Consider the following 13,492-nt stretch of genomic DNA (forward strand, 5'->3'; position numbering starts at 1 on the left):
ATTTTTGCTAACTGGATCGCTATCCAGCAACTATTTTTGTTATAAATTACATTTTTATGGACATATATGCCACATTCACTATTTAAATATATAGCGGCTATCGAACACCATCAACAAAGTGGTAACACTGGTACAACTATTCATTGCTATTCGACAGTTGATTGTTCCTATTCTGATGACAATCTTGATGTTATTCGAAAGCAAACAGACTATGACTTTACTGATGGTGTGACAATTAGGTATGTCATTGAATATGATGATGTAACTATCGATGACAATGTTTGTCCGGAATGTTGGATCAATTACCACGTTATTACTGATCCTGTTGAAGCAATCACATTATCTAAAAAATCATTTTATAATCGCTGCCAGCAACAGTTTTGGTTAAAGATGATGAAGGCTGGTAGATGAAAACTATCATGATTAATTAGTAATGGTCATTAATTCTATAATAACCCAACAGCGTGTTTAGTATGGATAAACTAAGTCTGCTGGCAAGATTATATTATTGAAAATATAGTTAATATATTTTGATTTCTGAGTGCTGATTAGGTACAAGTAAATAATCTTTTATAAAAAAATAGCCAATTTGCTGCCAACATAATTAACAGTTGGTTGAATGTTGTTATCGTTTTAACCTAAGGATGTAGCGGTTGTCGGTGTTATTTAGCAACTGTTAAGCAGTATTTGTCATAGTCGGCGGGATATCAATAAAGGCTTTGCTTACCGTCTACTACAACACATGGAAGTGATTATTAATGGTAAATTTAGATCAAACGACACAAGCAGAATCAGAACTACGGGTACGCTATAACGATATTACCCGTGGCGTGTATTTTATTGGAACAACACCACCTAAGACGAGTACTCCTTTAGAGGAAGTCGAGGGCATTGCAGATCGTCTAGTGAATCGTATTAAAGATCTTGCGATTGATGGCCTGATTGTTTACGACATTCAGGATGAAGTTTCGCGTACTCAAAAACCACGCCCATTCCCATTTAAATCAACGCATGATCCACGTTATTACTCATCATTATTAAATAAGAAAACAGGCCGACCTGTTATTACTTATAAAAGTGTTGTTCAATCAGAAACCGATGCATTTGATGAGTGGTTAAATGAAGCTTGGCATGAGTACCAAGTGCGTGACATTGTGCTGGTGGGCAGTCCATCGGCCAAAAATGAGGTATCGTTACCCTTATCTGCTGCTTATCAAACGTTGGCTGAAAATAATAATAACTTTTTTACTGGCGGCATAATGATTGCAGAACGCCATGCTAAAAAAGGTAATGAACATGCCCGTTTAATAGAAAAATATCAGCAAGGCTGTAATTTCTTTATTTCTCAAGCGATTTACGATACTCAAGCAACTATTGATATTCTGACGCGTTATGCGATTGAATGTAAACAAGATGGTATCAAACCACAGCGTATTTTATTGACGTTTTCGCCATGTGGCAGTGCAAAGACACTAGAGTTTATTGAGTGGCTTGGTGTGAGCGTGCCAGAAGCAACCAGTTTGCGTATTCTTAATGCATCGAACCCATTACATGAATCAATTAAAATGTGCTGTAATAGTCTTAATCAGATTTTAGATGCAGTGGTTGAATATGATCTTCCGTTAGGATTAAACATTGAAAGTTTGACTAACCGTAAAGAAGAAATAGATGGTTCAATTTTACTGTATAAGTTGTTACGTGCTTCGATGGACAGTCATCTAGCTAAGCATGAATTTCGTACTTTACAGCGCAATAAACTGACTTCTGTATAATTAACAAGCTAAAATTAACCAGCCGCTGCAAGTGGTATTTGCAGCGGCTGATTTGATTTATTGAAGTATTCTATATAATTACATTAAGCCTAAAATAGACCACCAAATAATTCCTGTGGTCATAAAGATAATTGCGCCACCACCAGAGATAATCAAACCAATTGACATCCATTGTTTATCATTATGATATTGGTAACCCATTAATAATGGATTACGCGCATGGCTATAGGTGGTGAGGTTACAGCCTATGTTGGTAATACCCGCAACCGCTAAAATTGAAATAAGTGGATTAACTCCTAACGCGATTAATGAGCCAATGATTACTGGCCCCAGTGCAACAACCTTGGCGGTACCTGACGCAAAAAAGTAGGCAGTGATCAGATAGAAAATCATCATAACAATTAAAATAACAGTTGGACTTGCATGGCCCATATGTTGGCTGATTAAATCTGATACACCATGGCCGACCCATGTAGTGAAGCCGAGAGTCTTCAGTTGACTCGCCATTCCCATCAATACGGCAAACCAAATCAGTGTATCCCAAGCCCCTTTTTCTGATTTAACATCATCCCAGGTTAATACTCCTAATATCAACAGGGCTGACAAGCCAATAAATGCCGCAGTGGTTGCATGTAAATGGAGCGATTGTCCGCCAACCCACATTATAATTAATCCAATAAAGACTGCGATTAGCTTCCATTCTGCAACACTGACAGGACCTAAAAGCATTAAAGCCTGTTTTGCATAAGTTGGTGCTTGTGGCGTATGTTTAGTGTCTGGATTGATAAACTTAAACAGAATAAAAGGGATGGTTAATAGTAAAATGACAGCAGGCATTAGCAAATAAAGCGCCCAGTGACTGAATGTTATATTAATATCAGCAACCGAAGCGGCAATCCCGACTAAAGCAAGGTTACCAGCAAAGCCTGTTTGAAAACCTACAGCTGAAGCATCGTTCATTGCACTTACCGAAGAAATAAGGTATTGACCCAACTTACGATCATCTTTATTAATGACTTTCGCGAGTGAATCGGCAATAGGGGAGATAATTGCTGAACGAGCAGTGTTACTGGGGGTTGCTGGAGCGATAAGAAAATCAGCAATGCCCAAACAATAAGCAATGCGTAATGATGACTGACCAAACCAACTCAATAGAATGAGAGCGATTCGTTTGCCTAATCCTGTTTTAGCAAAGGCACGTGCAATCATAAATGCAATCACAATGAGCCAAATCAGAACGTTATTAAAATTACTGGTCGCAGCCATGATAGCGGCTTTAGCGGATGTTTCGCCACCTGCATGGAGTAATGCATAGGCAGAAACACCGATAACGGCAACCGCACCTGTGGGCAATACATTAGTTACAATAGCGACAATCGTTGCAATAAAAATAATCGCAGTATGAAATGCAGCAATATTTAATTCTATAGGTATGGTGATATAACGCCAACAAAGCGCACTCAGCAATATAATAAAGATTGTAGGAATAACTTTGATAGCAAACAGGGGGGCTTTGGCAGATGAAACTGTTTTATTAGGGGATATAGCGCTCATTGGGTTCTTAGTAAGGTTTTATATGTCTTTATGGTATATAAAATTCAAATAATTCTCACTGTAAAATTATTTGAATTTTATATTAATCAGTGAATGTCTATCCCATATCAAAAATAGTGTGTTTTATGATAAAAAAACGCCACTTAAATACTTTCAAAGAGAAAGAGACAGATTAAGTGGCGTTGAAAGCACAAACAAAATTAGGTAGTCATGCCATTTTGTTTGGTTGTTATTGTTTGCTGGTAGTTAGCGTTCTTATTATCGTCTTTATATCTTGCTAGTAAATGTACGTGTAATTACATCTTGTTGCTGTTCACGAGTCAGTGAGTTAAAGCGCACTGCGTAACCAGAAACACGAATGGTTAGCTGTGGGTATTTCTCTGGGTGTTCAACAGCATCCAATAATGTGTCACGATTTAATACGTTCACGTTTAGGTGCTGGCCACCTTCAATACCGTCTGCTGCACCTGCTGCTTCGTGGTGGAAGTAACCATCCATTAATGCCGCAAGGTTTTGCTTTTGTGTATTTTCATCTTTACCTAATGCATTTGGAACAATAGAGAAAGTATAAGAAATACCGTCTTTCGCATAAGCAAATGGTAGTTTTGATACTGATGTTAGTGATGCAACCGCCCCGTTTTCATCACGACCGTGCATTGGGTTAGCACCTGGACCAAATGGCATACCAGCACGACGGCCATCTGGTGTATTACCGGTCTTTTTACCATATACAACGTTTGATGTTATTGTCAAAATTGACTGGGTTGGAATCGCTTCACGGTACATGTGCATAGTTTGAATCTTCTTCATGAAGCGTTCAACTAGATCACAAGCAATGTCATCTACACGTGCATCATTGTTACCAAATTTAGGGTAATCACCTTCGATGTTGAAGTCGATAGCAACGCCATTTTCATCACGAATCGGTGTTACTTTAGCAAACTTGATGGCTGCTAATGAGTCAGCGACAACAGAAAGACCTGCAATACCACATGCCATAGTACGGCGTACATCGCGATCCATTAATGCCATAAGTGATGCTTCATAGCTGTAACGGTCATGTGAGTAGTGAATAATGTTTAGTGCTGTCACATATTGAGTCGCTAACCAATCAAGCATGGCATCATAACGAGGCATCAGGGTATCAAAATCAAGTACTGCATCAGTGATTTTTGCAACCTGAGGACCTACTTGTACTTGTGATTTCTCATCTACACCACCATTGATGGTATACAGTAGCGCTTTAGCAAGGTTGGCACGTGCACCAAAGAACTGCATGTGCTTACCAACAATTTGTGGGCTCACACAACATGCGATAGCGTAATCATCGTTGTCGAAATCTGGGCGCATTAGATCATCGTTCTCGTATTGAACAGATGATGTTTCAATTGATACTTTAGCAGCGTATTGTTTGAAAGCGATAGGCAGTTGCTCTGACCAAAGAATCGTCATGTTTGGCTCAGGCGCAGGACCCATTGTATGCAATGTATGCAAGTAGCGGAATGTGGTCTTAGTGACTAAAGTACGGCCATCAACACCCATACCTGCCATTGCTTCTGTTGCCCAGATTGGGTCACCAGAGAATAATGAATCATATTCAGGTGTACGTAGGAAACGCACCATACGCAGTTTCATAATGAAATGGTCAACCATTTCTTGCGCTTGTTGTTCGGTGATTAAACCGTTAGCAATATCACGCTCAACAAAGACATCAATAAATGTTGACGTACGACCAAGCGACATTGCAGCGCCATTTTGTGATTTAACCGCAGCAAGGTAACCAAAGTAGGTAAACTGAATCGCTTGTTGTGCTGTTTTAGCTGGCATAGACATATCAATGCCGTATGCAAGACCCATTGTGCGAATGTCTTCTAGTGCTTGAACTTGATCAGCAAGTTCTTCACGTAGGCGCATGGTTTTTTCTAAATCTTGGCCTTGCTCAAGGAAAGATTGCGTCGAATTATATTGCTCTAATTTATCCGCTTTAAGGAAATCAATACCGTATAGTGCTAAACGACGGTAATCACCAATAATACGGCCACGACCATACGCATCAGGTAAACCTGTGATAATACCTGAACGACGACAAGCTAAAATTTCTTTAGTGTATAAGTCAAAACATGCTTTGTTATGTGTTTTACGGTAATCAGTAAAGATTTTTTCAACCATTGGGTCTAATTCGCGACCGTAAACTTCACATGAGTTTTTCACCATGCGAATACCGCCATTGGCGATAATTGCACGTTTTAGTGGCTTATCAGTTTGTAGACCAACAATTTTTTCAAGATCTTGGTTGATATAGCCTGCACCATGAGAGGTAACAGTTGAAGGCAAGTCTGTGTCAAAGTCAACCGGAGCGTGAGTGCTGCTCTCTTGCTTGATGCCTTCCATTACATCATTCCATAATGATGTTGTTGCATCTGTTACATCGGCTAAGAAAGACTCATCGCCTTCGTATGGGGTGTAGTTAGTTTGAATGAAATCACGCGTATTAACGCTAGTCTGCCATTCACCTTTACTAAAACCACGCCATGCTTCAAGCATATCAGTTGTTGGGATTGTCATAATACTTACCTCTAACTAAAAATTTGAATGCAGTGATCAGCAGTTATAACTGATCGCTATATGATTGATTACGGTTCATTCAACCTTGTAAGTGTTGAATCGAGGTGCTGATTATTACTTTATATATTAATAAGCTGGCTTTTTTTATTGCTGCAAAATCAAACCTAACTGAGGCGTAATATGCTGCCTATTTGCCTGAGTTCATAATATGACTAATATCTGTATGAGTAAAATGAATGCTTTTCATTTTTCTAATGCGTAATATGCATATGTTGGCAATATCGCCTGTTTGTTGATGGAGTGTTATAAAATAAGAGGGGTTTATAATTATAACAAGTTGATGTAGCGATACGTTTTTATGACAGCAAGTAAGGAGGGCACGTGAATTGGAACCAGAGCAGTAATCGTACCAAGTGTCGATGGTATTATCGGTTAATGTATTTGCCTGTGATCGCCGCTGCTAGTGGACTGGCTGGGTGTAATCTTGTCTATTGGGATGAAGACTTTGATAGTTATCACGACTTATCAAAAACGAATCCTTATCCTTACCATCAAGTGGATATTTACGATCCAAATACCGATCTTTATCGAAATGAAATCCAAGTATTAAACAGTGGTGTTGTAGCACTACAAATACGCATTGATATGATTCGTCGAGCACAACAAAGTATTGATGTCGAATATTTTATATTTTCGCCTGATTTAAGTGGCAAGATTATCGTTCGTGAGTTGGTGGCAGCAGCTAAACGCGGTGTTAATGTTCGAATATTAATTGATAAGTCAGCGACGGTATTTGAATTTGATGAGTTTTATGCACAGGCGTTGCAGCAATATAATATTGAGGTGCGTTATTACAATGCGGCACCCATTTATTATATTTCAACGATTAATTTTCGAAATCATCGCAAATTGTTGGTGGTTGATGATCGAGAAGCGATTACTGGTGGGCGCAATATAGAAAACGATTATTTTGATTTATCTACGCATTATAATTTTCTTGATCGGGATTTATATGTTGAAGGCTCTATTGTTACTGCAATGGCGGATTCGTTTGATGCTTTTTATGAACACAGTATAAGTGAACGTTTCCAATCACCCCAAAAACCGACTTTTAGGGTTGAATTACAAAAATATGAACGACGATTAGTACAAGTCGCTGATTTTTTAGCGCCTAATGAGGCTGAGCAAGCTGCTCGAATTAAAATAGAAGCGATTGCACGGCCACTATTATTACAAAAAAAACGCTATTTATGCCCAGAAATTACCTTTACAACCGATGCTCCCGGTGGCTCATTTTGGACGCGTTTTAAAGAACCATACAGTGATAATTACCGATTTTTACGTAAGACTATTTTTGACAAAGTGATGTCAGTTGATCAAGAACTTATTTTGGCATCGCCTTACTTGCTCAATAACCGTAAGTCTGAGCATCTCATGCAAACTATGTTAGATAAGCAGGTTAAACTCATTCTTTATACCAATTCATTGTCATCGACAGACGCCTCCTATGTCGCAGGGCAATTGTATCACCATGTTTATGATTGGCAGAAATTAGGTATTACAACTTATGTGCATGCAGGTGAGTGGATCGCTGAAACGGATGTGGTTTATCCTAAAACAAAACAAGCTAGATGGGGCATGCACGCAAAAACTCAGGTTTATAAACGCAGCCTTGGCAATGAGGTGATGGTGGGTACGTATAATATAGATAACCGCTCTAATCATTATAATACTGAAATGGGGTTATTTTGTAAGGGTAATGATGAACTGGTTCAAGCAGTGGAAAGAAGTATGCTCTCACGAGCTCAGCAAGGCTATAAAATTGTTGCCGAGAATGAAGCAACCGATCATGAAGGTAATAAAGTTAATGTTTACGGTGCTGGAGATCCTGATCTTACCAAGATGAAATATATGTGGTTGCCGTCATGGATGTTTAATTTTTTATTATAATTGATTGTCCTTCTACACTAATAGCCGCTGTTTTTATTCCTAAAAGTTTGTATTTGCATTGTTATTCCTCGCAATTGGCTTCCTATTTCTTCCATACCTTAGGTGAGTTGTGTATTTCAGTGGATGCATGGCGCAGAAGGTCATCTTGTTGAAAAGAAAGAAGCGGTTATCGCAGAAGTTTAATATATTCGCTACAGCTGATTAGCAATAAAAAACCGATAGCTGTATTTGTTATTAAGACAGACTATCGGTTTTCTTTATTACGTTTCGTGGTGTTGGTTGTTGTTAATCGAAGCTGTTTATGCGAGTTTTTTTAATCGATAAACCATCCATAACGTAAGCGCAGCGCTACAAAGTGGTAATGCTAGCCAAACGCCATTAACTCCCACGCTATAAGCCAATACAAAAATGGCAATTGAGATCAAAAATAACTTACCACCAGTGAGCAGTGAGGCTTCTTTTGGCATATTGATTGCCTGAAAGTAAGTTGCTCCAACCAGCAATACTCCTTCAAAAGGAAGTCCCCAAAAATACAGTGACATGCCGTTAATTGCTACAGGCTGGAGTACTGGATTATCACCTGCAAACATATGCACCACGATTTCTGGAATACTGTATAAAGTGATCACGCCAATTGCCGCAATTAATAGGGTGGTTATAAAAGCAAGATTACGAAGCTTGTTAACTCTATCTTTAAGACCAGCACCGGTATTAAAACTAATTAAAGGCTGAGTACCTAAAGCTATACCTTCAAAAACTAAATAAAACAGAGCTTCGGTGTAACTCACAATACTATAAGCTGCAACATGGATCGGTTTTCCAACCAACAAAAATGCTTTGTTATGAAGAATTAATACTACTGACAGGTACATGTACATTAATAAACTTGAAGTACCTAATTTGAGGATTTGTAACACAGTATCAAGTTTAATTTTAAGGCTATCCCAGCCAATACGTAATTGAGTCTTATCAGAAAAGAAATGCTGTAAACACAGTAGGCAGGTCACCGCTTGCGATAACATTGTTGCAATAGCAGCTCCGGTTAATCCCCACGGAATAACAACAATGAATAACCAATCTAAAAAGATGTTAAGTACGCCGCCTAAAATCATAATCAAGGTAACACGGTTAGGCTGACCATCATTTCGCAGTAGTGCAGAAAATGCCATTGAAACAATAGCAAAGCTACCCATGGTGAAGTACCAAAATAGGTAGTCTGTGGCCATGGTTAAGATATGATCTTTTGCGCCAATCCAAATCAGAATATCTTTTCCAAAGACCAAGCCGAAACTACAAAAAATAATAGCAGCAATAATGCACAGTGTTAGTGCATTTCCAACTATTTGGCGAGCTTGTTGAATATTGTCTTCACCCATTTTTATCGAAACAAGTGCAGATGCTCCCATACCTATCATGGCACCAACGGCATATAAAATAGAGCCGATAGGGTATCCAAGTATGATTGCAGCAAGACCATCTTCACCGATAAAGTGACCAACAAACATTCCGTCAACGGCAACATAGATGCCAGTAATAAGCATCGCCGCAATAGTGGGTAAGGTATAACGCAAAAAAAGGCGAAAAATCGAATCATCACGTAAGGATAATGGCTGAGTTGTTGATACTGTCATCGGAGAAATTCCATGTAAACCGCAGAAGTAGATATAAAAATTGTGCGCATTGTCTGTGGATTCAGTAGCTTAGTCAATCTAACAATCTGTATTTATGGTGTCGAGATCACGCGATTTGAGTATCAATTATGATGATGGTCGATCCTTAAGCAATCGATTACAACAAATTAAGCTCGTATATTTGCTGTAATACTAGTGAGGGTTAGCGGTGAGAAGTTTTTGAGATCGGTCTAGCTGGGGATAGGATATTTTTTTTAGTAAGCCAGGTTGTTAGTTTTTGCTTACGGCAATAGAGTAAAAAGAGACAAATAAACAGGTAAAAAGTAGGTTCAACAAGGCCTGATTTAACCGACCAATAGTAATGAATTGGACTTAATAACAACGTAAGATAAACCCAATTATGCAGTTTTTGCCAAGATTTACCTAAACGGCGTTGTGCTGACTTTGGGGATGTTAACGCAAGCAATAACAAAATGATCCAACTTACCGCACCAATCGCAAGATAAGGACGTTTAACAATTTCACTACCTAATAGTGCCCAATCAAAATTAAGGTCGAGCACAAGATAGGCGCCAAGGTGCAATGCAACCCAAAAGAACGTGTATAGCCCGAGTAGTCGTCTGAGACGAATTAATCCGCCTTGCTTATATCGTTTCGCCAGTGGTGATAATAGTAAGGTTAGAATTAGCGTATTTAATCCTGCTTTGCCTGTGAAATGTTCAATACCTTTAATGGGATCTGCACCAAAGCCACCGTTAAGTGTGTTATAAACCAACAGCGCAACAAACAATAATGAAATCGCATGAATAACGACCTTAATTATCAAAATACGTGTAGGCGTAAGACGGTATGATTGAACATTTCGAGTGAGCATTAATAGTTCCTTTTTAAATCCATGCCTTGGTATAGCGAAGCCACTTCTTCTGCATAACCATTAAACATCAGTGTCGGTTGACGGCGACTACTAAAGATATTGCCTTGACCGATAAAGCGTTCACTTGCTTGGCTCCAACGAGGATGATCAACGTTAGGATTAACATTGGCATAAAACCCATATTCACTAGCAGCAAGGCGGTTCCATGTTGTTGGTGGCTGTTGATCGGTTAAGTGAATTCGCACAATAGATTTAATACTTTTGAAACCGTATTTCCAAGGCACAACCAAGCGTAACGGTGCACCGTTTTGTGGGGCTAATGTCTTGCCATATAAACCTACTGAGATCATCGTCAGTGGATGCATTGCTTCATCAATACGTAGGCCTTCTACGTAAGGGTATTCAATACCCCCGCCAAGACGCGATGATGCTTGGCCTGGCATTTGTTTAGGATCGTATAAGGTTTCAAAAGCAACATATTTGGCTCGTTGCTGCGGATCTGCTTTTTTAATGATGTCGCGTAAACTAAAACCAATCCATGGAATATTCATTGACCACGCTTCAACACAACGGAGGCGATATATATGTTCTTCTAAGGTAAATTGGTTAAATAAGTCATCGTAATCAAGACTAAATGGTTTATTTACCATTCCATCAATAGTGACCTTCCACGGATCAGTGATAAACTTCTCAGCCCTTATAGCAGGGGATGACTTATCGGTACCAAATTCGTAAAAATTATTGTAGTGAAGCACTTTATCTTCAGGTGTCAGTGACAATGTTGAGTTAGAGAGTGATGACGGTGAGCCACTAAGTTGGCGGCGGAGATCGACAGACTCTTGTTGTGATGATGAGATAAAATCAAATAATCCCGCATGAGCATTGGCTGATAGTGGCAATCCGACAGCGGCAATACCTAATTTTTTCAAAATATCTCGGCGTTGGTGATACACCGATTCTGGAGTAGCTTGGTTTTCTAATAATGACCAACGAGGACGTATTTTTATTTGCATAAGGTGCCTATTGCGATATTTAAATCAATAATAACGACTACCTAAGTAGACCGTAAGTTGATGATTAAAATTTCAATAGTTGATAATGTTTAGTTGTTTTTTTATTTGTGTATTTATAAAACAATAACTTAAATGGTGATTTGTACCAATGTAAATAGGTTTAAGTTTTAATTTTAAAGGTAATAATTTACATGAACGCAGTTAATCAATTTAATGCAGGTATTGAATTACAGCATATTTACCTCGAAGTGTATTCTGAGCGTTATAGCCATTTACGGATATTTTTAGAAGCTTATTATTGTTACCAACATGGGTTAGTGACTCAACAAGGGAAACCCGATTGGATACAAATTTTTAATGTAGGTAAACGAACCGTTGCTGCTGCGCATATTCAGGAACGAAAATTGCTTGTTAGAGAGATGATGATGCCATTGTTAGTGATTATAGGGCATTTCAAAACACTAGTACGCGATGATGAAGTGACGATTGAAAGCATTAAAACTATTATTGATGATCATCTTGAATACGTCATCATGACACGGGATGAACACCATGCATTAATAAAAGCTGGGGTAAAAGAGACGATGCCAGTAAGTTACTATCAACCATTACATAACGATTACCGTTGTGTTAATGCACGCTTTGATGCGGCTGGAATCACATTATTGATGTTGTAATAACGGTTTATATTGTTGGTTGGTTGAATCACCCTAAGTGCTCAGTATAATCAAGCTTACATGTGTACGCTGAAATAAGGTGAAAAAGGATGATACCTCAACAGCAAAAACCGCCAATTATTTGGTTGAATGTGAGTCTATTTACACTGACATTTGCCATTGCAGTTATTGGTGTTCCACTCTACCTCTATTTTTATCACCTTGATGTTGCGCTTATCGTAATGACAGTGGTGGCATTTTGTTACTGCGGTATGTCAATTACTGCCGGATATCATCGTTTATGGGCGCATCAAAGCTATCAAGCAAACCGCTTTTTGCGATTGGTATTTGCCCTTGGTGGTGCATTTGCGTTGCAAAATAGCATTTTACATTGGTGTTCTGATCATCGTGTACACCATCGCCATGTAGATAATAATCTTAAAGATCCCTATTCAGCTAAAATGGGATTCTTTTATAGTCATATTGGCTGGATGCTACGACACTATCAAGCTAGTCGTTATCACGATTATTCAAATTGTTCTGATTTACAAAATGATCCTATTGTTGTTTGGCAGCATAAATATTACTTCCTACTAGCGGCAATGATGAATATTGGTGTACCAGTCATTATCGGATTGCTACTTGGTAATGTTTTGGGAGCATTATTGTTTATAGGCGTATTACGGTTGGTGTTAAGCCACCATACGACATTTTTTATTAACTCGTTAGCGCATAAATGGGGTTCTCAGCCTTATACCGATAGGAATACAGCCCGTGATAATGGCGTAATTGCATGGCTAACATTTGGTGAGGGATATCATAATTATCACCATATTTTTGAGAATGATTATCGCAACGGTATTCGCTGGTGGCAGTTTGATCCAACTAAATGGTTGATCAAGAGTTGCTCATGGTTAGGATGGACGACAAATCTAAAAATTACTTCTGCCGATAGAATTGAGAAAACACGTGCGAAAATGGAGTTTATGCGGTTGCAATATCAATTTAAAGCATTGCCAAATAACAGTGCGCGTTTATTGCAATTACAATACGAGTATGAAGCCCTGATCAGTAAAATTTCTGATTATTATCAAGTGAAGAAACGCCTGATCGATTTGCGGCAACAGAAATTGGCCAATGATTATGAGAATTTTGAATTTATGCAACAATATGAAACGATTAAACAGAAATTAAACCAACAACGTCGTGATTGGAAATATTTAGTACAACAATATACCGTTTAATAGTAAATAATCGTTATTGAGCTGTTAGATCTTACTAAGATTTAACAGCTCTTTTTATTAACAGTTATAATTATATAGCGTCATTATGCTTTTAGTTAGCATGTTACTATTTATATTATTGTAGATTTACTGTTAGCGATAAGCTAGTAGATTAAAATGATATCAAGTAGTATGGCTGTAAAGCTTAAAAGTACATGTAATCATTAAATATAGTTACTATGTGCATAATTAAT

Annotated in this window: 10 protein-coding genes; 5 read left to right on the forward strand and 5 right to left on the reverse strand. The window is 38.3% G+C overall.

Annotated elements, in window-relative coordinates:
* Positions 1-66 precede the first annotated feature (66 nt).
* On the forward strand, positions 67-411 hold the full coding sequence (locus BTN98_RS14320; protein ID WP_060997939.1) for a hypothetical protein: 345 nt from the start codon (positions 67-69) through the stop codon (positions 409-411).
* 347 nt (positions 412-758) lie between these two features.
* Positions 759-1,772: a methylenetetrahydrofolate reductase gene (locus BTN98_RS14325; RefSeq protein WP_060997938.1), complete on the forward strand. Its 1,014-nt coding sequence runs from the start codon at positions 759-761 to the stop codon at positions 1,770-1,772.
* Positions 1,773-1,850: 78 nt separating this feature from the next.
* On the opposite strand, the gene BTN98_RS14330 is transcribed toward BTN98_RS14325, so the two are convergent.
* Positions 1,851-3,326 carry a DASS family sodium-coupled anion symporter gene (locus tag BTN98_RS14330; protein ID WP_060997937.1) on the reverse strand — a complete coding sequence of 492 codons (1,476 nt, stop codon included), beginning with the start codon at positions 3,324-3,326 and terminating at the stop codon, positions 1,851-1,853.
* A 267-nt stretch (positions 3,327-3,593) separates the two neighbouring features.
* Positions 3,594-5,891: a formate C-acetyltransferase gene (gene pflB / locus BTN98_RS14335; protein ID WP_060997936.1), complete on the reverse strand. Its 2,298-nt coding sequence runs from the start codon at positions 5,889-5,891 to the stop codon at positions 3,594-3,596.
* Between the two features lie 381 nt (positions 5,892-6,272).
* On the opposite strand from pflB, the gene BTN98_RS14340 reads away from it, so the two are divergent.
* Entirely contained in the window at positions 6,273-7,841 is a 1,569-nt protein-coding gene (locus tag BTN98_RS14340) for a phospholipase D family protein (protein WP_231730682.1), read from the forward strand.
* Between the two features lie 299 nt (positions 7,842-8,140).
* Here the strand turns inward: BTN98_RS14340 and BTN98_RS14345 are convergent, their stop codons facing one another.
* The 3 genes from BTN98_RS14345 to msrP form a co-directional block, all read right to left on the reverse strand.
* Positions 8,141-9,472 carry an MATE family efflux transporter gene (locus BTN98_RS14345; RefSeq protein WP_060997934.1) on the reverse strand — a complete coding sequence of 444 codons (1,332 nt, stop codon included), beginning with the start codon at positions 9,470-9,472 and terminating at the stop codon, positions 8,141-8,143.
* Between the two features lie 202 nt (positions 9,473-9,674).
* Positions 9,675-10,346, reverse strand: a complete 672-nt coding sequence (gene msrQ, locus BTN98_RS14350; protein ID WP_060997933.1) for a protein-methionine-sulfoxide reductase heme-binding subunit MsrQ — start codon at positions 10,344-10,346, stop codon at positions 9,675-9,677.
* A complete protein-coding gene (gene msrP / locus BTN98_RS14355) occupies positions 10,346-11,359 on the reverse strand; it encodes a protein-methionine-sulfoxide reductase catalytic subunit MsrP (protein ID WP_060997932.1) in 1,014 nt (337 codons plus the stop codon). The genes msrQ and msrP overlap by 1 nt, the downstream gene beginning before the upstream one ends.
* 191 nt (positions 11,360-11,550) lie before the next feature.
* On the opposite strand from msrP, the gene BTN98_RS14360 reads away from it, so the two are divergent.
* Together BTN98_RS14360 and BTN98_RS14365 are read left to right on the forward strand one after the other, a co-directional pair.
* The gene (locus BTN98_RS14360) at positions 11,551-12,036 is read left to right on the forward strand and encodes a hypothetical protein (protein ID WP_060997931.1); all 486 of its coding nucleotides are present in this window, start codon (positions 11,551-11,553) and stop codon (positions 12,034-12,036) included.
* A gap of 89 nt (positions 12,037-12,125) precedes the next feature.
* On the forward strand, positions 12,126-13,259 hold the full coding sequence (locus BTN98_RS14365) for an acyl-CoA desaturase (protein WP_060997930.1): 1,134 nt from the start codon (positions 12,126-12,128) through the stop codon (positions 13,257-13,259).
* The last annotated feature ends 233 nt before the right edge of the window (positions 13,260-13,492 follow it).

This window comes from Photobacterium aquimaris (assembly GCF_002954455.1).
Classification (GTDB): Bacteria; Pseudomonadota; Gammaproteobacteria; order Enterobacterales; family Vibrionaceae; genus Photobacterium; species Photobacterium aquimaris.

What these genes read in the sequence shown, in the direction of transcription:
- BTN98_RS14320 (WP_060997939.1), top strand. Translation starts at nt 67, where the DNA reads ATGCCACATTCACTATTTAAATATATAGCGGCTATCGAACACCATCAA.
- BTN98_RS14325 (WP_060997938.1), top strand. Translation starts at nt 759, where the DNA reads ATGGTAAATTTAGATCAAACGACACAAGCAGAATCAGAACTACGGGTA.
- BTN98_RS14330 (WP_060997937.1), bottom strand. Translation starts at nt 3,326, where the DNA reads ATGAGCGCTATATCCCCTAATAAAACAGTTTCATCTGCCAAAGCCCCC.
- pflB (WP_060997936.1), bottom strand. Translation starts at nt 5,891, where the DNA reads ATGACAATCCCAACAACTGATATGCTTGAAGCATGGCGTGGTTTTAGT.
- BTN98_RS14345 (WP_060997934.1), bottom strand. Translation starts at nt 9,472, where the DNA reads ATGACAGTATCAACAACTCAGCCATTATCCTTACGTGATGATTCGATT.
- msrQ (WP_060997933.1), bottom strand. Translation starts at nt 10,346, where the DNA reads ATGCTCACTCGAAATGTTCAATCATACCGTCTTACGCCTACACGTATT.
- msrP (WP_060997932.1), bottom strand. Translation starts at nt 11,359, where the DNA reads ATGCAAATAAAAATACGTCCTCGTTGGTCATTATTAGAAAACCAAGCT.
- BTN98_RS14360 (WP_060997931.1), top strand. Translation starts at nt 11,551, where the DNA reads ATGAACGCAGTTAATCAATTTAATGCAGGTATTGAATTACAGCATATT.
- BTN98_RS14365 (WP_060997930.1), top strand. Translation starts at nt 12,126, where the DNA reads ATGATACCTCAACAGCAAAAACCGCCAATTATTTGGTTGAATGTGAGT.